We start from the raw sequence: 19,990 nt of genomic DNA, 5'->3' as shown, positions 1-19,990 counted from the left end.
GGCCGCCACTGCAGCGCCGATACCCGGCTCTGGCCTACCGCGACGGCACGGCGCGAGAAGGTGGGTTCGGTGGCAGAGATGGCGCTCCTGAACGCGGATTCGACTCAACCGGGGGTCGCCACCCGTCATCATGCATCGGGGGGGCGTCCGAACTTTCCGGTTATTCACAGCGTTATCTCACCTTGTGAGCGGGGAAAGTTCCCTGGTGCGCCCAGCCGAGAGGGACCTGCGTCCGCGACTGCGTGCGGCGCTACGTCAGTAGACGTGGACCGCCGCCCCGATCGGCGTGTTGCGGTAGATCCACTTCATGTCCTTCAGGGAACCGACGTTCACACAGCCGTGGCTGGAGCGGGCGTACCCGTCGCTGCGAAAGCCGGACGAGTAGTGCACGTACATGTCGGGGTGGAACATCACGCTGTAGGGCATGGCGCCGTATCCGTACGTCTTCGAGTACGGGCTCTTCTGCTTGTCGTACACCTTGTAGTCGCCGTTCGCGGTCGGGAAGACGCGCCACTGATGCGTCTTCGCGTCCGACGTGAAGCCACCGAGGCGCACGTTGAACGTCTTCACGACCGCGCCGTCCTTCACGTACCTCAGCGTGCGGGCGCCCTGGTCGACGCACAGCGCGACGCCGTCCACCTGGCACTCTGCCGGCAACGCCGTCGAGCGGGCGGGCTTGCCGCTGGCGAGCGCGTACCAGGTCTCCTTGCCGGCGACGCCGTCCGCGCTGGACAGGTCCCGGGAGCGCTGGTAATTGAGCAACGCGTTGACCTGGCTGACCGCGAACCGCTTCTTCTTAGAAGAGCCCTCGTAGAAGCCGAGGTCCCCGAGCTTCGACTGCAGCAGGGTGGCGCACGTGCCGCGGCTGCCCAGGCCCACGCGCTCGGTGAGGCACGGGCCGTACTCCTGCTGAGCCGCGGCGCTGAGGGCGGGCAGGGACGGCGCGGTCGGTGTGGCGGACGCGCTCGGGGCGGGGGACGCCGCCGGGGTCGCGGCGTCGGACGGAGTCGCGGCGGCGGGTGCCGAGGAGGACGCCGCCGGGGCGGGCTCGGCCGCGTGCGGACCGGCGAGGGCGTCGTGGGGGCGGGTTCCGGGCTGCACGAGAGTCGCGGCGGCGGGTGCCGAGGAGGACGCCGCCGGGGCGGGCTCGGCCGCGTGCGGACCGGCGAGGGCGTCGTGGGGGCGGGTTCCGGGCTGCACGATGCCGCAGCCGGCGAGCAGGACTGTCAGGCATGCGGCGGCGGGTAGAAGGACGGTGCGGCGGGTACTTGTGGGGAAGTCGTTCACGACGCGGGGCTTTCTCTGGCGATGCGGGGCAGCAACGGGTCGATGACATGACGACGGCTGCATAACAAAGATAACCCGGCGTCGGTTCATTGAGACACTTGTCCGCACGTGTGGGCGCGTCGTGCGCGTCCCCGCCGGGAGTCCGTCGGTCTCCGGGTCCGGTGGTCGCAGCGCGAGAACGTCCACGGGAGGAGGGGATCGTCCAGATCCTGACCGCCGAGCGTGCTGGCCCTGCGGGCCTACGCTCGGCGGGCTCCTTCCCCGAGGGAGCGCAGCTTGGCCCACGCGATGTCCGCGTGGACGCGCCCACCGAGCCCGCAGTCGGTGGAGGCGATGACCCGGTCTCTGCCCACGGCGTCGGTGAAGCGGCGAATACGCTGGGCCACCAGATCCGGGTGCTCGACGACGTTGGTAGCGTGGCTGACCACGCCCGGGACGAGGACGAGGCCGTCAGGGATCTGCACGTCTTTCCAGACCGCCCACTCGTGCTCGTGACGGACGTTGCCCGCCTCGAAGGAGAGCGACCCGACCCTTGCCTGCAGGACCACCGGCAGGATGTCGGCGAGGCCGATGTCGGTCGTGTGGGGACCATGCCAGGAGCCCCAGCACAGGTGCAGCCGCACGCGTTCCTGTGGCAGGCCCTCGATCGCATGGTTGAGCGCGTCGATGCGGATCTGGGTGAACGCCTGATAATCGGCGACGCTCGGCTCGGGCGTGATCTGGTCCCAATTCTCAGCCAAGGACGGGTCGTCGATCTGGACGATGAGGCCAGCGTCGGTGATCGCCTTGTACTCGTGACGCAGAGCGTCCGCCCACGCCCAGATGTGTTCCTCCTCGGTGGCGTAGTAGTCGTTCCACACACGGGCAGCACTGCCGGGCGAGATGGCCGTCAGGAAGCCCGGCTCCCCCGGCTCGAGTGCTGCCTGGAGGTTGCGGATGTCGGCGGCCACGGCGTCCTGCCCGGTGTAGGCGAGGGGCCCCGTCGTCGACGGGAACGCCGTGGCCGGCCTGCCGGTGTGGACGCCCCCCACCTCGACCGGGTCGGAGTAGACCCGCGGGAATCGCTGCCGGTCCCGCCGGTTCGCGAACGAGGTGAGCCGGACGTTGCCGGGCGACGAGATCACGTCGGCCTGGCTGAAGGGGTCGACCTCGCTGAGTTCCAGACCCGCGACCCGCTGGAAGGAGTAGGACCACCAGGCCCCGTAGTCGACCGCGCTCGACATCGCCTTGCCGAACTCGCCGTCCCCCAGCAGCGTGATGCCGGCATCGCGCTGTCGCGCGACCACATCGGCGACCGCCGCCGTGACGAGCCGGTCGAACGCGGGGGTGGTGTTCAGGGTGAATCCGTCGTCGGCGAACGAGCGGGCCGCGTTGCCGGCGATGAGGGCGTCCGTGCGGGGCAGGCTGCCCGACGTCGTGGTGTGGATTGTGGTCATGTCAGAACTCCCAGTCCTCGTCCTCGGTCTCCACAGCGGTGCCCATGACGTAGGAGGAACCCGATCCGGAGAAGAAGTCGTGGTTCTCGTCCGCGCCCGGCGACAGCGCCGCCATGATCGCCGGGGACACGGCCGTCGCGGGCTTCGGGAACATCGCCTCGTAGCCGAGGTTCATCAGCGCCTTGTTGGCGTTGTAGCGCAGGAACATCTTCACGTCCTCGGTCAGCCCCAGCGGGTCGTAGAGGTCCTCGGTGTAGGACTCCTCGTTGTCGTAGAGCTCGAAGAGCAACTCGAGCGTGTAGTCCTTCAGTTCCGCCCGCCGCGCGGCGGACGCGTCGCGGAGCGCTTGCTGGAACTTGTACCCGATGTAGTAGCCGTGCACGGCCTCGTCCCGGATGATCAGCCGGATCAGGTCGGCGGTGTTCGTGAGCTTGGCGTGGCTCGACCAGTACATGGGCGCGTAGAAGCCGGAGTAGAACAGGAACGACTCGAGCAGCGTCGAGGCGACCTTGCGCTTCTCGGGATCGTCACCGTAGTAGTAATCGAGGACGATGCGCGCCTTCCGTTGCAGCCGTTCGTTCTCCTCACTCCAGCGGAACGCGTCGTCGATCTCCTCGGTGGAGATCAGCGTCGAGAAGATCGAGGAATAGCTCTTGGCGTGCACCGACTCCATGAAGGCGATGTTGGTGTAGACGGCCTCTTCGTGGGGGGTGCGGGCGTCCGGGATCAAGGAGACGGCGCCCACGGTGCCCTGGATCGTGTCGAGCATGGTCAGGCCGGTGAAGACGCGCGTCGTCATGAGTTGCTCGTGCGGCTTGAGCGTCCGCCACGATGAGATGTCGTTGCTCAGCGGCACCTTCTCGGGGAGCCAGAAGTTGCCGGTCAGGCGATCCCAGACCTGCTGGTCCAGTTCGTCGGTGACGCGGTTCCAGTTGATCGCCTGGACACCACGCAGCAGGGCGAGTTTGTCGGTCATGTCCTTCTTCTCCTCGGGTTACAGGGTGCAGCTGACGCAGCCTTCGACCTCAGTGCCCTGCAGGGCCTGCTGCCGCAGCCGGATGTAGTAGAGGGTCTTGATTCCCTTGCGCCAGGCGTAGATCTGGGCCCTGTTCACGTCTCGGGTCGTCACGGTGTCCTTGAAGAAGAGCGTGAGGGAGAGGCCCTGGTCGACGTGTTTGGTCGCCTCGGCGTAGGTGTCGATGATCTTCTCCGGGCCGATCTGGTAGGCGTCCGCGAAGTACTCCTGGTTCTCGTTGGTCATGAACGGCGCGGGGTAATAGACCCGGCCGATCTTGCCCTCCTTGCGGATCTCCACCTTCGCGACGATGGGGTGGATCGACGAGGTGGAGTGGTTGATGTAGCTGATCGACCCGGTGGGCGGGACGGCCTGCAGGTTCTGGTTGTACAGGCCGTGCTGGGCGACGTCGGCGGCGAGGGCGCGCCAGTCGTCCGGGGTCGGCAGGACGATGCCCGACCGCTCGAACAGGGTGGCGACGGCCGGGGTGCTCGGCGTCCACTCGCCCTCGATGTACTTCGCGAAGTACTCGCCGGTGGCATAGGCGGAGCGTTCGAACCCGTCGAATCGCTGCCCTCTCTCGCGGGCGATCCGGCACGACGCGTGCAGGGCGTGATACGTGACCGCGTAGAAGTACATGTTGGTGAAGTCGAGGCCCTCCGGTGAGCCGTAGTGGATCGACTCGCGGGCGAGATAGCCGTGCAGGTTCATCTGCCCGAGGCCGATCGCGTGACTGCGCGCGTTGCCGCTGTCGATGCTCGGGACGCAGGAGATGTTCGACTGGTCCGAGACCGCCGTCAGCGCGCGGACGGCCGTCTCGACCGTCGCCCCGAAGTCGGGCGAGTCCATGGCGTGGGCGATGTTGAGCGATCCGAGGTTGCACGAGATGTCCTTGCCCACATGCCCGTAGGACAGGTCCTCGTTGTAGGTCGAAGGCTCGGACACCTGCAGGATCTCCGAGCACAGGTTCGACATCGTCACCCGGCCGTCGATGGGGTTGGCCCGGTTCACCGTGTCCTCGAACATCAGGTACGGGTAGCCCGACTCGAACTGGATCTCCGCGAGCGTCTGGAAGAAGCGGCGCGCGTTGATCTTCTTCTTCCGGATGCGCCCGTCGTCGACCATCTCGCGGTACTTCTCGCTGATCGAGAGCTCGGTGAACGGCGTCCCGTACACGCGCTCGACGTCGTAGGGGCTGAAGAGGTACATGTCTTCGTTGTCGCGGGCGAGCTCGAACGTGATGTCGGGGATCACGACGCCCAGCGAGAGGGTCTTGATGCGGATCTTCTCGTCCGCGTTCTCCCTCTTCGTGTCCAGGAACGCCAAGATGTCGGGGTGGTGGGCGTGCAGGTAGACCGCTCCCGCACCCTGCCGGGCGCCGAGTTGGTTGGCGTAGGAGAACGAGTCCTCGAGCAGTTTCATCACGGGGATGACGCCGGACGACTGGTTCTCGATGCGCTTGATCGGCGCGCCCGCCTCGCGGATGTTGCTCAGGCTCAGGGCGACGCCGCCGCCGCGCTTGGACAGCTGCAGCGCCGAGTTGATGGCCCGGGCGATCGACTCCATGTTGTCCTCGACACGTAACAGGAAGCACGAGACCAACTCGCCCCGTTGAGCCTTGCCCGCGTTCAGGAACGTGGGCGTCGCCGGCTGGAACCTGCCGGTCATGATCTCGTCGGTGATGCGCTCGGCCAGGACCCGATCACCTGCGGCCAGGGTGAGAGCCACCATGCAGACCCGGTCCTCGAACCTTTCGAGGTAGCGAGATCCGTCGAACGTCTTGAGCGTGTAGGACGTGTAGTACTTGAAGGCGCCCATGAAGGTCGGGAAACGGAACTTCACCGCGTAAGCACGCTTGTACAGCGACTTGATGAAGTCGAAGTCATAGCGGTCGAGCACCTCGCGCTCGTAGTACCCCTCCTCGAGCAGGTAGTCGAGCTTCTCCCGCAGCGAGTGGAAGAACACCGTGTTCTGATTGACGTGGGTCAGGAAGTACTGGTGCGCGGCGCGGCGGTCGGCCTCGAACTGGATGTTGCCGTCCTCGTCATAGATGTTCAGCAGCGCGTTGAGCGCGTGGTAGTCGGTGTCCTCGGCGCCGGCGTGTTCGAGTCCGGTGTCGGTCAGCGTTGTTGTCATGAAGAGAGCCCTTCGCGGATGCGCTCGACGTCGTCGGGCGTACCCATCAGTTCGAATGTGTCCAGGAGCGGCACCCGGCACTTGGCGGCGACGATGCGCCCGGCCAGGCCGTACGCCGCCCCGAAGTTGGTGTTACCCGCGGAGACGACGCCCCGCAGGAGGCGCCGGTTGGCGGGATCGTTGAGGAACCTGATCACCTGTTTGGGGACGGCTCCGCCGCTGTTGCCGCCGCCGTAGGTCGGGACGACCAGGACGTACGGCCGGCGCGCGACGAGGGGCGCGTCCGCGGCGTGAAGGGGGATGCGGTGAGCGGGGAGCCCCACCTTGGTGACGAAGCGGTGCGTGTTGCCCGAGACCGACGAGAAGTACACGATCTCGACCTGCCCCGCCGGTCTCTCCGCCACCCTGCGAGCCGCGGTGACCGGCGCCATCAGGCGGCGTTGGCGCGGCTGGCTACTGCCTTGATCTTGTCGGGGCGGAACCCCGACCAGTGCTCGTCGCCGACCAGGACGACGGGCGCCTGCTGGTAACCCAGATCGAGGACGGTCGCGAGCGCGGCCTCGTCCTCGCTGAGATCGACGACGCGGTACGCGAGGCCCTGCTTGTCCAGGGCCCGGTAGGTGGCCGTGCACTGGACGCACGCGGGCTTGCTGAAGACGGTGATCGCATCCTCGGGATGGGTCTCGTCGGCCGACAGATCGGCGGTCGTGATGGTCATGGGCTTCCTCCTGCTTTCCCTCGCGGATCGGCAGCGGGGCCGTGCAGGATGGGGACGCGCGGGCAGGGTCGCCCGACGGCCGCCGCCCTCCCACGAGGCGTGCGCTACCGGCGTCCCGCGGCGCGGGACGGCAGAGGCAGGTCTTCGGACTCGTGGGCAGATCCGGATGCCGGATCGGGCCTACCGGCCGTCGCTTCCCAGGATCGCTCCCAGTGCTGTTGACGACTTTCGTTCCCACTCACCGCTGCGGGGCAGTTCCGGACTCTCACCGGATTCCCTCTTGCGAGGCCCTCCCAACCGGGCGGGCCAACCACTGCACGAGCACTATATACACGGACTTACGCGGATGTCATTCCCTACATGTTGTAGCGTCTGCTCGATCACAGCGCCGTTCGACGTCTTAGCGACACTCGGGTGTCGTCGCGGGGTGCCAGGCCGTCAACCCGACGACGCCCGGACGACGCCCGGAGCGTCGCTAGGCCGGGCCCTGGTCTGTGCCGAGCGGGTGGAAGCACGCAAAACCGTTCTCCACGTCACCGGACATCGGCGGGTCTTGCTCGCACTCGGCCGTCGACCGCCAGCACCGCGTGCGGAACCGGCAGCCGCTCGGCGGGTTGACCGGGCTCGGGACGTCGCCGGTCAACACGATGCGCTCCCGCTTGTGCCCGGGCTCGGACGCGGGCACCGCGGACACCAGCGCGGCGGTGTAGGGGTGCCGCGGCCGGGTGAGCACCTGGTCGGTGGGGCCGCTCTCGACGATGCGGCCGAGGTACATCACGTAGACGCGCGAACAGACGAACCGCACGACCGACAGGTCGTGGGAGACGAACAACTGCGCCATCGAGAAGCGCTGCTGAAGGTCGGCCAACAGGTTCAATACCTGCGCCTGGATCGACACGTCCAGCGCCGAGACGGGCTCGTCGAGCAGCAGCAGCCGGGGCCGGAGCGCGATCGCCCGCGCGATGCCGATGCGCTGGCGCTGGCCGCCCGAGAACTCGTGGGGGTAGCGCTCGGCATGCTCGGGCTCCATGCCCACGAGCGAGAGCAGTTCGCGGACGAAGGCGGGGCCGTCGGCGTCGTAGATGCCCTGGACGCGCAAAGGCTCGGCCACGATGTCCCCGACGCTCATCCGGGGGTTGATCGACGAGTACGGATCCTGGAAGACCATCTGCGCGTCGCGCTCTCGCGGACGCCGACCGCCGTGGCCGTCGTCGGCTGCGGGCGCGAACGTGATGCTGCCCGAGGTCGGCTGCGTCAGGCCAAGGATCGTGCGCACCAGCGTGGACTTGCCGCAGCCCGATTCCCCCACGACGCCGACGGTCTCTCGCGGGTGGACGACCAGGTCGACGCCGTCGACCGCATGCACGGTGCGGCGGCGTCCGCCCGAGCGGGTCGGGAACTGCACGACGAGGCCGTCCACGCTCAGCAGTGCGTCACGCCCGGCCGGTTCCGCTTGGTCGCTCATCGCGGGATCCCTTCCGTCTCGTCCGTCTCGTCGGCCAGCAGTTCGGCCCGGTGGCAGGCGCTCCGGTGGCGCTCGCCGTCCACCGCGCGCAGCGGCGGGACCGCCGTGAGGCAGCCCGCCTCCTCCGACGCCAGCGGGCAGCGCGGGTGGAACGAGCAGCCCGGCACCGGCGCGCGGGGGCTGGGCGGGCGTCCGGGGATGGCGTGCAGGTCGGTGCCGTGCTCCATCGCCCACGCCGCCCGGGACACCATCAGCGCGCGGGTGTAGGGATGGCGGGTGCGAGCGAAGATCTCGGCCGTCGACCCCTGCTCGACGATGCGTCCGGCATACATCACCAGGACGCGGTCGGCGACCTCCGCGACGATGCCCAGGTCGTGGGTGATCAGCAGGATCCCGACCCCTGTGCGCTCGCGGACGTCCTGGAGCACCTCGAGCACCTGCGCCTGCACCGTGACGTCGAGGGCGGTCGTCGGCTCGTCGGCGATGATCACGTCGGGCTCGTCCATGAGCGCCATCGCGATCACGGCGCGCTGCCGCATACCGCCGGACCATTGGTGCGGGTACTGCTCGGCGCGCTCCCGGGCGGCCGGGACGCCCACGAGGTTCAGCACCTCGAGCGTGCGCTCACGGGCCGCCTTCTTCGACACCCGGTGGTGCAGGGTGAGCGCCTCGTCGATCTGATCGCCGACCTTGAGCACGGGGTTCAGCGCGGTCATCGGATCCTGGAACACCATCGCCACCTTGGCGCCGCGCACGTGGCGCAGCTGCTTCTCCGACGACGCCAGGATGTCGGTTCCCGCGACCGTGACGCGGCCGCCGGGACGCGCGCCATGGGGGAGCAGACCCATCATGGCCAGGCCGGTCATCGACTTGCCCGATCCGCTCTCACCGACCATGGCCACGATCTCGCCACGGCCGACGCGGAACGAGACGCCGTTGACGACGGTCACGTCGCCGGCGGTGCTGCCGAAGGTGACGGTCAGATCCTCGAGTTCGGCGACGGCGTCGCTGCGCGTCGCGGCGGGTGTGCTGGACGCGCTCATCGCTCGGTCTGCCTCGGGTCGAAGACGTCGCCCAGGCCGTCGCCGAGGGCGTTGATCGCCAGCACGGTCACCGCGATCGCGAGGCCGGGCGGTACCCACAGCCACGGCCGCGCGGAGATCGTCGTGAGTGACTGGGCCTCCAACAGCATGTTGCCCCAGCTCGGCGTGGGCGGGACGACACCGACGCCGAGGAAGGACAGCGCCGCCTCGGTGAGGATCGCCTCGGCCACCAGCAGCGTGCCGGCCACGGTGATGGGCGGCAGGACGCCGGGGAGCAGGTGCTTCAGCTGGATCCAGCCGATGCTGGCCCCCATCGACCTCGACGCCGCGACGTAGTCCAGCTCTTTCAGCGACAGCACGGCGCTGCGTGCGATGCGGCAGCTGTTCGGCCACGAGAACCCCGCGATGACGCCGACGAGCATCGGCAGGCTCGGCCCGAAGATGCCGGCCAGGACGATGGCGACCACGACGGCGGGGATCGACAGGAACAGGTCGGCGACGCGCATGATCACCGTGTCGGCGGCGCCGCCGAGGTAGCCCGACAGCGTCCCCAGGAACACGCCGACCAGCACGGCGACGGCAGCCGTCGAGTAGCCGACCAGCAACGAGACGCGGCCGCCGTTGACGAGCCGCGACCACACATCGCGGCCGGTGCCGTCCGTGCCGAGCGGGTGGGCACCGCCCGGCGGTTGGTTCACGGCGAGCAGGTCGACCGCCGTCGGCGAGGGGGTGAGCAGCGGCGCGATGATCACCAGGAGGGTGACGGCGATCAGGACGATGAGGCCGAGGACGGCGCGCGGGTTGCGACGGAAGCGTCGCCAGGCCGCGCGGCGGGGACTGACGGATCCCTGTGCCGCGACGGCGACGGGGGCGTCCGGCGTGGGAGTGGAGTCGGCGGGAAGCGTGGTCATGTGAGCCTCACCCGGGGGTCGGCGACGACGTAGAGGATGTCGGCGACCACGTTGCAGACCAGCACGAGGACGCAGACGTACATGCCGAAGGCGACGATGACGGGGTAGTCGCGGTTGGCGATGGCGTTCAGCGACATCAGGCCCATCCCCGGCCAGGCGAAGATCTTCTCGAAGATGATCGTGCCGCCGAGCAGCCGCGGGATGTAGAGCATCACCACGGTGATGAGCGGCAGCATCGAGTTGCGGAACGCGTGCCGGATGATCTGGGCGGTCCCGGCGCCTTTCGCCCGCGCGGTGCGGACGTAGTCCTGGCCGAGTTGTTCGATGAGGGACGACCGCGTGTACCGCGTGAACCCGGCCGCCATCGTGAGCGCCAGGACGGATCCCGGCAGGATCAGGTGCCGCAGCTGGTCGGCGATGGACGCGTCCCCCGGGGTGAACATGCCGGTGGACGGCACCCAGCGCAGCCGCAGCGCGAACACGAAGATCGCGATCATCGCCAGGAAGAACCCGGGAGTGCAGGCCGCCAGCAAGGACACCGTGCTGATGACGTTGTCGGCGGCCCGGTTGCGCCGCCACGCCGCCCAGATCCCCAGCGGGATCGCGATGAGCAGCCCGAGCCCGATGCCCACGAGCATCAGCTCCAGCGTCGGGCCGAGGTGACGGCCCAGCAGCGAGCCGACCGCCTCGTTGTTGGAGTACGAGTAGCCGAGATCGCCGCGCAGGGCGCGTCCCAACCACAGCACGTACTGCACCGGGACGGGCTGATCGAGGCCCAGCTCGTGCCGCTTCGCCTCCAGGGCGGCCGAATCCAGCCCGGTGTCCGGCGCGCTCATCATGAGCACGACCGGATCGCCGGGCGCCATGCGGATCAGGGCGAACAGCCCCATCGTGATGGCGAGGAAGACGGCCACGCTGGAGGCGACGCGGCGCAGGATGTAGCGGAGCATCGGGGGCGCGCGACTACGACTTCGTCCACTCGTTCGCGTTCCAGAACGCGTACGTCCAGTCGCCGTGGGGCTTGAATCCGGACAGCGCCTCGCGGTGCGCGTACAGGATGTTCGGCGTGTTGATCCACAGCAGTGGGGCGTCCGCGTTCTCGATCTCGGCGGCCTTCGCGTAGGCCGCAGCACGCTGGGACTTATCGGTCGTCTTGCCGCCGGCGGCCATCGCCGCGTCGAACGCCGGGTTGCAGTAGAACACCACGTTGCCGCCCGCCGGGTAGCGGTTGGCGCAGGTCAGGATCGGGGTGGCTGTGCTCGGATCCTGCGGGTACGCGCCGCCGCCGAAGATGACCGCCTGGTACGACTTGTCGCCGTAGCCGGCCGTCACGGTCGCCGCGTCCACCGGGTCGGCGACGGCCTTCACGCCGGCGGCCTTCCAGTTCTCGACGATGACCTGCACCATCTGGTCGCGGTCGCGGGTGCCGGCGACGTAACGCAGCTTCAACTCCTGGTCGGCTTTCCAGCCGCCTTCCTTGAGCAACTGCTTGGCCTTGGTCACGTCGTAGGCGTAGTCGTTCAGCTTGGGCTTCACCCAGTCGCTCATGAGGGAGGTGTTGAGCACCTTGCCCTCGCCCTTGAGCACCGAGTCGACGATGCCCTGCCGGTCGATGGCGGTCAGCAGACCCTGGCGCACCTTCGGGTTCTTGAGCTCGGCCTTCGTGGTGTTGATGCCGAGGCGCGTGAAGCCGGAGGACGGCGTCGACGCGACCTGGACGCCGGGGATGGCGCGGACCGAGTCGAGGTCGGGCGCCGCGATCTGGACGAGGTCGATCTCGCCCGATTGCAGCTGCCCGGTCGCCACGTCGGAGGTCAGGATCTTGAGGTTGACGCCGTCGAGCTTGGCCGGCGCGTAGTAGTTCGGGTTCTTCTTCAGCTGCAGCGACTGGTCGGGCTGGAAGTTCTCCAGGGTGAAGGGGCCCATGCCGGTCGACGGCTTCTTGAAGAACTCGTTGCTCATCAACTGCGCGGCCGGCACCTGGCCCAGCACATGCTCGGGGAGGATGAAGAACATCGCCCCGGAGCCGATGAGGCCGAGGAAGCCGGCGTCGGGCTGCGAGAGCTCGAAGACGACGGTGTTGGCGTCCGGCGCGGTGAGGCCGGACAGCGTCTTCGCCGACTTCTTCTGCATCGCGTCGAAGCCCTTGACGTTCGACAGGCGCGAACCCTGGCCGCCCTGGGTCTCGGGATTGGCGATGGCGTTGAACGTGAACAGGACGTCCTTCGAGCTGAAGGCCTGGCCGTCGCTCCATTTCAGGTTCGGGCGCAGGTGGAAGGTGTACTTCGTGGCGTTCTCGTTGACGTCCCAGCTCTCGGCGAGGCGGGGGATGAACGCGAAGTCGGGGCCGATCGAGACGAGGTTGTCGTAGAGCAGCGACATCGCCAGCTGCTCTCCGCCGGCGAACGGGGCGAGCGGGTTGAACTGGGTGGGCGACTGAGGCAGGTAGACGTTGGCGACCTGGCCCTGGCCCTGGCCCGCCTGGCCTCCGGTGTTGCCCTGGCTCGGGGCGCACGCGGTGGCGCTGAGCATGAGTGCGGCTGCCGTGGCGATCGCGGCCACGAACCTGGGGAAACGCATGGGGTTCCTTCCAACGACGGTGTCGGGGAACTGAAGTATGACACCCGCCACCGACAACGCGGCACGAAAACGCCGCGCGTCCGGATCGGGGCTCTGCCCGAACCCGGTTTTGTCGCCATCGTCCCTTGTCACCCGCGTGAGGACGTCCTTTCCGGTTGCACCGGCGCGTTGCTAGCGTCCCAGCACAGGGCGGTGATCCGGCAGGACGCCGCAGCGCGGGGCCTGACCAGTCCTGCGCCCGTCGGGCGTGACCAAGCCCGTCGAAAGCCACGATCTGGGGGGAAGTGTTGGCGATGAACTACACGTGTCCGAACTGCGGGTTGCCTGTCGAGAACGGCGACACGAAGTGCGTCGAGTGCGGGAAGTCTCTGCGACCGGGACGCCATCAAGGGTTGCGGACCGTGGGTGCCGTGGGCGCCCTGGTCGTCGTGGTGGCGTTCGTGCTGGCGATGTTCGGCGGCCAGGTGGCCCAGCGAGCCGGCGGCGCGGGGTCAGCGATGCCCGCGGCCTCGCCCGCGCCGGCGCGCGCCGCCGCCGCCGCGGGTCAGGGTGATGCGATGGTTGTCTCCGCGGATGACATGTTCGACGCGCTGGACGCCGACCCGGCCGCCGCTGCCGAGCGGTTCCGCGGCAAGGTCGTGACCGTGGCCGGGCGTGTGGACAAGGTGAACCAGGCCGGACGCACCTTCACGATCCGGGGATCGCACGCGTACAAGTACCACCGTCTCGTGTGCAGGAGCGACGGGCATGACCGCACCGACCTGCGCAGGATGCGTGGCGCGCGGCACGTGGTGGCCGTCGGCACCGTCACCGAGGTCTCCGCGGAGGACGGCTACAGCCTCGACGTCTCGTCTCTGACGTTCTCCTGAGCGGACGCCGCGGCGCAGGTGCGCGTCGCGGCACCGCGTTGGGCATGGGTCAGTCGCCGAAGGGATCGCCCTGGAAGGCGACTTCGCGGTGACTGATGGCGTAGCCGAGCCGCTCGTTGATCGCGATCATCCACGGGTTGACGTGGGAGTTCCAGGTGACGATGCGCCGCACACCTGGCGCCTCCGCGGCGATTCGACGGTGCGTGGCCACCTTGAGGCCGAGGCCGAGCCGATGACCGCGGTGGCCGGGCATGACCAGCGTGTTCTCCTGCCAGCCGAGGGTGGCCCGCGGGTCGTCGACGACGTGCACCTCGCAGTTGCCCGCGAAGCTGCCGTCGGGCGCGATCGCCACCGCGGTGATCGACCGTGTGCCGGACCGGCGCAGCCGCTCCTCGGCCAGCCGCACGCGCTCGGGCGTGTAGACCGGCGCCTCGTAGTCCAACTCTTCCAGCGGGTCGTCCAACTCGAGCTGCGTGAGCAGTCGGCCGTACTCCTCGAGGTGTGCCTCGGGCGTCGCGCCCTGCCAGGACTCGATCCGGTAGCCGCCCATCCGTGCGGACGCCTCGTCGGCCAGGGCGTCCAGCAGTGCGGGGTCGAGCGGCAGATCGAGGATGCGGCAGATCGCGGTCGCGCCGCGCCTCATGTTCAGGCGTGCCGCGAGCCGGTTGACCGGCAGGGCCGGGTCGTCCGGGTCCCCGTCGGCCGGGACGTCGCCGTAGGCGTCCGCGCGCGTGCGGCCGCTGGCGCGCATCGCCGGCTTGAGGGCGTCCTCCACCAGGGCGGTGCCGACGCCGCGGCCGCGGAACAACGGGTGCACGGTGACGTTGAGACTCGCCGACTCGAGGTTCTCCGCCAGCGGAAGCAGCATGCTGGCCACCCCGACCACGCGCTGGCCGTCGCTCTCGTCGATCGCGACCCAGCGGTTCTGCGTCCAGAACGGGGTGTCCTCGAACTCCACCCGCAACTGGGCAGCGCTCTGCGGGGTGATGCCGCCGAACGTGTCGGCGTACACGGCTTGCGTGAGGTCGTCGACGCCGGCCAGCTCGGCGTCCGACGCGAGGTCCAGGGGGCGGATCTGCACGGGCACACGAAACCACAAAGGCGGCCGGGACACCAACCTCAGCGGGAGTGCTTCAGGTGCAGCGCGTCGGCGACGTCCCCCCACTGGACGTAGGAGAAGTTCGTGGGGTCGCGGTCGGCGTCCACGGACGGGCCGGTGTCGGGCTCGTCGTGGGTCACCAACAGGCCGCGGGTGTACTCCCCGACGGGGCGGCTCGCGATCGCGAGGCCGTCCGAGCCGTTGATGTCGTCGACGCCGCCGGTGCCGGCCACCTTGAACTTCCCCGCGTAGCGGTTGCGCCCCTGGCGCTCGTAGACGAGGAACTCGTCGCTACCCTGAGCCGACACCACCACGTACCCGGTCTTGCCGCGACCGTAGTACAGGTCGACGCCCTCGGCGTCCGCGACGATGCGTCCGCCGAAGCCGGCGTCCGGTCCGGCGACGCACTCCTCGGTCTTCGCATCGAAGGTGGCCGGCGTGCCGAACGTCGTCGTCCTGTCGACCAGCACGGGCCGGGCGTAGGGGCGGGTGAGCTCGATGCGCCACAGGCCGACGTCCTCCTGGGCGGCGTACAGGGTGCCGGTCTTGCGGTCGACGGAGACGCCCTCGAGCTGCGGGCCGACGCCGGGCTCCTCACAGGGCGTCCAGGTCTTGCCGTTGGGCAGCGTGAAGGACGCCGGCATCGTCCACGTGCGGACCTTTTCGTAGCCGACGGTGCCGTCTCGCTTGGCGACGACGCGGGCGAGCGCGAGGCGGGTGGTGCCCTCCTGGGTGACGACCGCGTAGGTGTCGCGCCCGTTCTGCCAGACGGCCAGGCCGTACGCGGTGTGCTCGTCGGCGAGCTCCGCGGCGTCCTTGACGAACAGGTAGTCGTGCTTGGGGGACGTGACCTCGCGCAGCGGCGTCTTCGCGCGGGCGCCGGCGCGGTCGATCGTGAAGAAGCGCAGCGAGTCGTTGTAGCGGTCGGAGACCACCGCGAGGTCGACGATGCGGCCCGCCACCCGGACTCCGTAGGCGATGTCCACGTTGTTGTAGCGGCCGGGGTTGGGCAGCGCGCTGGCCGGAAGGCTCTGCAGTTCGCGGTCGTGCATGTCGTAGACGCGCAGGCCGCCCTTCTTGGCGGTGACGATGACGAGCGAGTTGGCCGAGTGGCGGGCGTCCACCCAGATCGCCGGGTCGTCGCCGGACGCGTTCCCGCCCGCCTTGTCGTCGTACAGGGTGGGCGTCTCGTTGTCGGTGGTGACCGTCGCGGTCGGTGCGGGCTTGGGCTTCGCCCGATGGGACGCCGCGGTCTTGCGCTGCCCGTCGGCAGGGGCGGCGTCGGCAGGGGCGGCGTCGGCAGGGAGCATCGCTCCAGGGACCGTGATCGCGAGGGTCATCGCGGCCGCGGTGAGGGAGCGGCGAAGTGTGGTCATGCGGCACAGCCTCCGCTTCGAACGTGACGCCTGCGCGTCGGCGGGGGAGCCCTTGGGCGGTCGGCGGGTGAACAGTTGGGGTGGAGGCGGGTCAATCCGAGGGGTCAGGACACCCGGTCGTCCGTAGCGGACGCGCGCCGGCGCCGGCGCCGGACGATCAGGGCGACGATCGCGACCACCAGGAGCGCGATCACCGCAAGGCCCGCCGGGGAGCCGGCGGCCGCGGCCAACGCGGCCTCCCAGGCGGCGAAGCCGATGGTGGAGTAGATCAGCCCCCAGGCGAGCGCGCCCGGGATCTGCACGAGCGTGAACGCCGGCCAGCTCACCCGCAGGACGCCCGCCGCGGCGTGGACGAGGCTCTGGAACCCGACCGTCAGATACGACAGGGGGATGATCGGCAGGCCCCACTTCTCCACGGCTCGACGTCCGCGCTCGACCTCGGCGCCGGAGAGCCAGGCGCGCAGTTTCTGCCGCCGGGGCCCGACGTCGCCCGTTCCGATGGCGCCGCGCGCCGCCCAGCGGCCGAGCCAGTAGATGAGTTGCCCGCGGACCGTTGCGCCCAGGTAGAGGACGACGAGCGCCACCGCGAACGGAAGCGATTCCAGCCAATCGGGCAACGTCGTTCTCCTGGTTGGGGGCGCCGCCACGCGACGACGCGGCCCAGGCTAGCGGGGCTCGTCCGACTCCTCGGCTGACGGGCGCCGGCCTTCTGCCGTTGGGGGATGGTGAGCAGACGGGCAACGACGCGTGACGCTATGGCTGCCGGATCGTGACAAGCGCGAGGCCTGTCGGGGGGTTCTGCGAGGGGGTGTCGGAGCACACTTGCTGCATACTTGTCCCGAAAACCGCCGAGGCCACTCGCCAGCTCAACCTGCCGGCTCACTGGGCGTTCCTGCTGCTGGTGACGGTGCTGCTGGCTGGCGTGAGTCTGCTGACGTGGGCGACCCACGAGGTCTATGAGGGGGTCACGGCGGGCAACGGCGTCGCCGGGCTGGATCACCCCGCGCTCCAGCTGGCGCTCGACGTTCGTTCGGGTGCGCTCACCGCGGTGGCCGTCCGGTTCACCGACCTCGCCGGGCGCGTCGGAACACCCGTGATCGTGCCGCGCGGCGTGGGTGCGCTGGCTCGTGCCGGCGATGTGCGCGGCGTTCGCTGTGTGCGTCGGGCTCAGCCGCGTCTACCTGGGGCAGCACTGGCTCACCGACGTCATCGCCGGCTTTCTCATCGGCGCAGCCTGGGGCCTGTCCGTGGTGGCCGCCCACCGGGTCTGGCTTGAGCGGCGGGGTGTGCCGACCAAGGAGCTTCGCCCGACCTGACGCGGGCGGGAGGACGGTGGACCTGCGCCGGTCGGGTCCGCACAGCCGCGGCTACGAGGGAGCCGAGACCGGCCTGATCGACCGCAGGCATTCTGCGTCAGCGCACCTCCGGCTCCGTCGCCGTGACCACAGCCCGCAGGGCGGCGACGTGGTCGGCGAAGGCCGTCCGGCCGGACGCCGTCGCGGCGTACCAGGTCGTGCGGCGCTTGCCGCGCATCGTCACCGAGGTGTCCACGTAGCCGTGCTCAACCAGGGTGGCGAGGTGGGTGCCGAGGTTCCCGTCGCTCAGGCCCAAGGTGGACGCCAGCGCGGTGAACCGCATCGATCCGTCTCGGGGCAGTCCCACCAGCGCGGCTTGGATGCGCAGCCGCGTCGGGTCGGACAGCAGGGGGTCGAACGGCGTCCTCAGCAGCGCCGCGATGTCGTCCGGCACGTGTCGCCGGTCAGCCACGGCGGGCCCCTCGCACGGCTCGCGTCACGCCGAGGGAAAGCAGGGCGGCGCCCGAGCAGACACCGAAGGTGGCCAGGGGCCAGCCCCACGGCGCCTGGGGTGCCAGCCCGGCGATGACCACGGTCGCGAAGCAGATGACGAACAGCGCGGTGTCGGACAGCGCGGTGTCGGACAGCGCGATCGCGGTCAGCGCCATCGCCATTCCCCACAGGCCGCCGAGCAGCAGCATGGCGCGGCCGAAGTCCACCGGCTCGATGGCGCCGATCAAGAACGGTGAGGCCGCCAGGACGCAGAGCCAGCCGAGGCGCACGGGCCGCTCCGTGCCGGTGCGGATGCGGCGGCCGCGCGGCCACCAGCTGATGACCGCGGCCACCCCCAACGCCGCGAACAGCCCCGCGACGCCGCCCGGGTGGGGCCAGAACTCCAGCGCGAGGTAGCCGGCCACGTAAGCGAGGCCCCAGGTGATCAGCGGCGCGCCGGTGAGCATCGCGGAGCTGGCGTCCCGGGAGCGCTCGACGAGGGCCTCGCTGTCACCGAGCAGGGCGGCGGCCTCGTGGGCGCGCAGATGGGTGGGTGCCTCAGCCATGTCCTCCAGGATCGCCCAGCCCGGCCCGGAAGGGAAGGAGCCTAGGAGATGGACCCTGGACGCTTTACTCTGTAGAACAGAGTATCTACCCCGGAGGAGCCAGCAATGGGAAAGCACTTCACCAGCGGTCTCTTGGCAGGCATCGTGGCGGCCGTCATCTGGATGGCGGCCGGCATGATGGTCGCCCTGCAAGCGTCGGCGATCGGCCTGGGCGCGCTCGTGTTCCTGGTCGGCGTCTGTCTGATCACCATGATCGTGGCGGCGGCCATCGCGCGGTCGCGCGGCGCTCAGGGCGCGGAGCCGCGCTCGTAGCGCCGGTCGGTCCGCGTCGTCAGCGGGGGAACGCGACGGCACGGACGTCCCAGTCCACCGCGGCACGCCGCCCGTCGGCGACCAAGGCGCGGTGTTCGACGTCCGGCAGGAGCGCGCCGCCGGTGAACCAGACGACGTGCGTCGCCCGCGCGAGATCGGCGTCCGGCAGCCGCCAGGCATCCGGGCGGGCCGGCGAGGCGGTCACGAGCCACGGGCCGGACAGCCCTGCCGTGGCGGACGCCTCGAGCGTCAGCCCCTCGGTCTGACAGGCCTCGGCCACAAGGACGTTCAGGCGTGCGTCCGTCAGGGTGAGGAACCCGTCGACGGCCGCCGCCGCGTAGGGGGCGGCCAGCGATGAGGCGCGTCCGACCGCCAGGCCGTCGGCGGTGGTCCGGCCGTCCAACCCGATGTCGCGGACGGCGATCTGGTCGAGCAGCCCGGTGCGGACGGCCAGCGTCATGCTCGGCGCGGCGACGGGCTCGGCGAAGACGGATCGGACGCCGGGGCCGAGCGCGTGGCGCAGGCCGTAGGTGAGGCCGGACGGCGCCCCGCCCACCCCGCAGGGGAGGTAGGCGATCAGCGGATGCGCGTCGTCGACGGGGATCTCCCGGTCGCGCAACTGCCGTGCCAGATGCCGGCCCGCGGCGGCGTAACCGTAGAACAGCGCCGTCGAGTTCTCGTCGTCCACGAAGTGCAGCGTCGGGTCGTCCGCGCACTGGCGGCGGCCGGCGCTCACCGCGTCGGTGAAGTCGCCCGGGTGTTCGACGACCTCGACGCCGCGCGAACGGAGCAGCTCCTTCTTCCACGCTTTGGCGTCCCGCGACATGTGGACGGTCGTGCGGAATCCCAGCGCGGCCGAGACCACGCCGATCGCCAGCCCGAGGTTGCCCGTCGACCCGACGACGATGCCGTGGTCGGCGAAGGTGCCGGGCTCCGCGAGGGCGTCCTCGAGCCGGACGCCGCGGGCGGCCGCGACCTCTTCGGCCACCTGGAGCACCTCGTGGATCCCGCCGCGGGACTTTACGGACCCGCTGATCGGCAAGACGTCGTCCCGTTTGGCCAGGACACGCCCGGTCACCGTGACACCGGTGAGGTCGTTCAGGCGGTCATGCAGATTCGGCACGGGCTCGAGCGGGGACTCGACGACGCCGTCCGGGACGCCGAAGACGTCCTCGAACCACGGCCCGAACGCCGTGAAGCGGTTCTCCGCGTCGACGATGCCGTCCGGGTGCAGAGCGGACGCCCCGCGTTGTCCCGCTGGCCGCGTCCGCAGCCACGCGAGCTCGCGCCCGTTCCGAAGCGCGGCCACGACCGGATCGCTGGCGGGGTGCGTCACGGTTGCCTCCTCGGCATCGGCTCTCGGCTACTGCAACATCTACTGCAACATCAA

General features: G+C 69.7%; 20 protein-coding genes and 1 riboswitch. Of the genes, 3 read left to right on the top strand and 17 right to left on the bottom strand.

What is annotated here, in order from left to right; all coding sequences use genetic code 11:
- Positions 1-255 precede the first annotated feature (255 nt).
- The 11 genes from BN1187_RS04185 to BN1187_RS04135 all read right to left on the bottom strand — a co-directional run bounded on the left by BN1187_RS04185 (position 256) and on the right by BN1187_RS04135 (position 12,591).
- Positions 256-1,287, bottom strand: a complete 1,032-nt coding sequence (locus tag BN1187_RS04185; protein ID WP_052462268.1) for a L,D-transpeptidase family protein — start codon at positions 1,285-1,287, stop codon at positions 256-258.
- Positions 1,288-1,526: 239 nt separating this feature from the next.
- Entirely contained in the window at positions 1,527-2,723 is a 1,197-nt protein-coding gene (locus BN1187_RS04180; protein ID WP_040159012.1) for a cobalamin-independent methionine synthase II family protein, read from the bottom strand.
- 1 nt (position 2,724) lies between these two features.
- Complete coding sequence (gene nrdF / locus BN1187_RS04175) at positions 2,725-3,699, bottom strand: class 1b ribonucleoside-diphosphate reductase subunit beta (protein WP_040159009.1); 975 nt, start codon at positions 3,697-3,699, stop codon at positions 2,725-2,727.
- Between the two features lie 18 nt (positions 3,700-3,717).
- Positions 3,718-5,874: a class 1b ribonucleoside-diphosphate reductase subunit alpha gene (nrdE, locus tag BN1187_RS04170; protein ID WP_040159007.1), complete on the bottom strand. Its 2,157-nt coding sequence runs from the start codon at positions 5,872-5,874 to the stop codon at positions 3,718-3,720.
- On the bottom strand, positions 5,871-6,278 hold the full coding sequence (nrdI, locus tag BN1187_RS04165; RefSeq protein ID WP_040159941.1) for a class Ib ribonucleoside-diphosphate reductase assembly flavoprotein NrdI: 408 nt from the start codon (positions 6,276-6,278) through the stop codon (positions 5,871-5,873). The genes nrdE and nrdI overlap by 4 nt, the downstream gene beginning before the upstream one ends.
- 26 nt (positions 6,279-6,304) lie before the next feature.
- Entirely contained in the window at positions 6,305-6,592 is a 288-nt protein-coding gene (gene nrdH, locus BN1187_RS04160; RefSeq protein ID WP_052462266.1) for a glutaredoxin-like protein NrdH, read from the bottom strand.
- Positions 6,593-6,710: 118 nt separating this feature from the next.
- Positions 6,711-6,922, bottom strand: a riboswitch (cobalamin riboswitch).
- Between the two features lie 145 nt (positions 6,923-7,067).
- Positions 7,068-8,057, bottom strand: coding sequence for an ABC transporter ATP-binding protein (locus tag BN1187_RS04155; protein WP_052462265.1), 990 nt, complete (start codon positions 8,055-8,057; stop codon positions 7,068-7,070).
- A complete protein-coding gene (locus tag BN1187_RS04150) occupies positions 8,054-9,100 on the bottom strand; it encodes an ABC transporter ATP-binding protein (protein WP_052462264.1) in 1,047 nt (348 codons plus the stop codon). Before BN1187_RS04150 ends, BN1187_RS04155 begins: the two co-directional genes overlap by 4 nt.
- Positions 9,097-10,011 (bottom strand): ABC transporter permease, encoded by a 915-nt coding sequence (locus BN1187_RS04145; protein WP_040159003.1) that lies wholly within the window; start codon positions 10,009-10,011, stop codon positions 9,097-9,099. The genes BN1187_RS04150 and BN1187_RS04145 overlap by 4 nt, the downstream gene beginning before the upstream one ends.
- Entirely contained in the window at positions 10,008-10,961 is a 954-nt protein-coding gene (locus BN1187_RS04140; protein ID WP_040159000.1) for an ABC transporter permease, read from the bottom strand. Before BN1187_RS04140 ends, BN1187_RS04145 begins: the two co-directional genes overlap by 4 nt.
- Positions 10,962-10,974: 13 nt before the next feature.
- Positions 10,975-12,591, bottom strand: a complete 1,617-nt coding sequence (locus BN1187_RS04135; protein ID WP_040158996.1) for an ABC transporter substrate-binding protein — start codon at positions 12,589-12,591, stop codon at positions 10,975-10,977.
- 401 nt (positions 12,592-12,992) lie between these two features.
- Between BN1187_RS04135 and BN1187_RS04130 the strand changes: the two genes are divergently transcribed.
- Positions 12,993-13,460, top strand: a complete 468-nt coding sequence (locus BN1187_RS04130) for an OB-fold protein (protein WP_040158993.1) — start codon at positions 12,993-12,995, stop codon at positions 13,458-13,460.
- A 49-nt stretch (positions 13,461-13,509) separates the two neighbouring features.
- Here the strand turns inward: BN1187_RS04130 and BN1187_RS04125 are convergent, their stop codons facing one another.
- From BN1187_RS04125 to BN1187_RS04115, 3 genes are all read right to left on the bottom strand, one after another.
- On the bottom strand, positions 13,510-14,541 hold the full coding sequence (locus BN1187_RS04125; RefSeq protein ID WP_218184562.1) for a GNAT family N-acetyltransferase: 1,032 nt from the start codon (positions 14,539-14,541) through the stop codon (positions 13,510-13,512).
- 38 nt (positions 14,542-14,579) lie between these two features.
- Positions 14,580-15,935, bottom strand: coding sequence for a phytase (locus BN1187_RS04120; RefSeq protein WP_040158987.1), 1,356 nt, complete (start codon positions 15,933-15,935; stop codon positions 14,580-14,582).
- Between the two features lie 104 nt (positions 15,936-16,039).
- Positions 16,040-16,552: a DedA family protein gene (locus BN1187_RS04115; protein ID WP_040158985.1), complete on the bottom strand. Its 513-nt coding sequence runs from the start codon at positions 16,550-16,552 to the stop codon at positions 16,040-16,042.
- Positions 16,553-17,050: 498 nt separating this feature from the next.
- On the opposite strand from BN1187_RS04115, the gene BN1187_RS04110 reads away from it, so the two are divergent.
- On the top strand, positions 17,051-17,251 hold the full coding sequence (locus BN1187_RS04110; protein WP_040158982.1) for a phosphatase PAP2 family protein: 201 nt from the start codon (positions 17,051-17,053) through the stop codon (positions 17,249-17,251).
- Positions 17,252-17,348: 97 nt separating this feature from the next.
- Here BN1187_RS04110 and BN1187_RS04105 read toward each other — a convergent pair whose 3' ends face one another.
- Both BN1187_RS04105 and BN1187_RS04100 read right to left on the bottom strand, forming a co-directional pair.
- Entirely contained in the window at positions 17,349-17,702 is a 354-nt protein-coding gene (locus BN1187_RS04105; RefSeq protein WP_052462263.1) for a transcriptional regulator, read from the bottom strand.
- Positions 17,695-18,288 carry a hypothetical protein gene (locus BN1187_RS04100; protein ID WP_040158979.1) on the bottom strand — a complete coding sequence of 198 codons (594 nt, stop codon included), beginning with the start codon at positions 18,286-18,288 and terminating at the stop codon, positions 17,695-17,697. Before BN1187_RS04100 ends, BN1187_RS04105 begins: the two co-directional genes overlap by 8 nt.
- A 105-nt stretch (positions 18,289-18,393) precedes the next feature.
- On the opposite strand from BN1187_RS04100, the gene BN1187_RS04095 reads away from it, so the two are divergent.
- Complete coding sequence (locus BN1187_RS04095; RefSeq protein ID WP_040158977.1) at positions 18,394-18,600, top strand: hypothetical protein; 207 nt, start codon at positions 18,394-18,396, stop codon at positions 18,598-18,600.
- A 19-nt stretch (positions 18,601-18,619) separates the two neighbouring features.
- Here the strand turns inward: BN1187_RS04095 and BN1187_RS04090 are convergent, their stop codons facing one another.
- Entirely contained in the window at positions 18,620-19,936 is a 1,317-nt protein-coding gene (locus BN1187_RS04090) for a D-serine ammonia-lyase (protein WP_052462262.1), read from the bottom strand.
- Positions 19,937-19,990: the final 54 nt, after the last annotated feature.

It is taken from the genome of Nigerium massiliense, from assembly GCF_000826085.1.
Taxonomy (GTDB): Bacteria; Actinomycetota; Actinomycetes; order Propionibacteriales; family Propionibacteriaceae; genus Propioniciclava; species Propioniciclava massiliense.
Note: the sequence above shows the minus strand (reverse complement) of the source record. Positions and strands in the feature narration are given on the sequence as shown.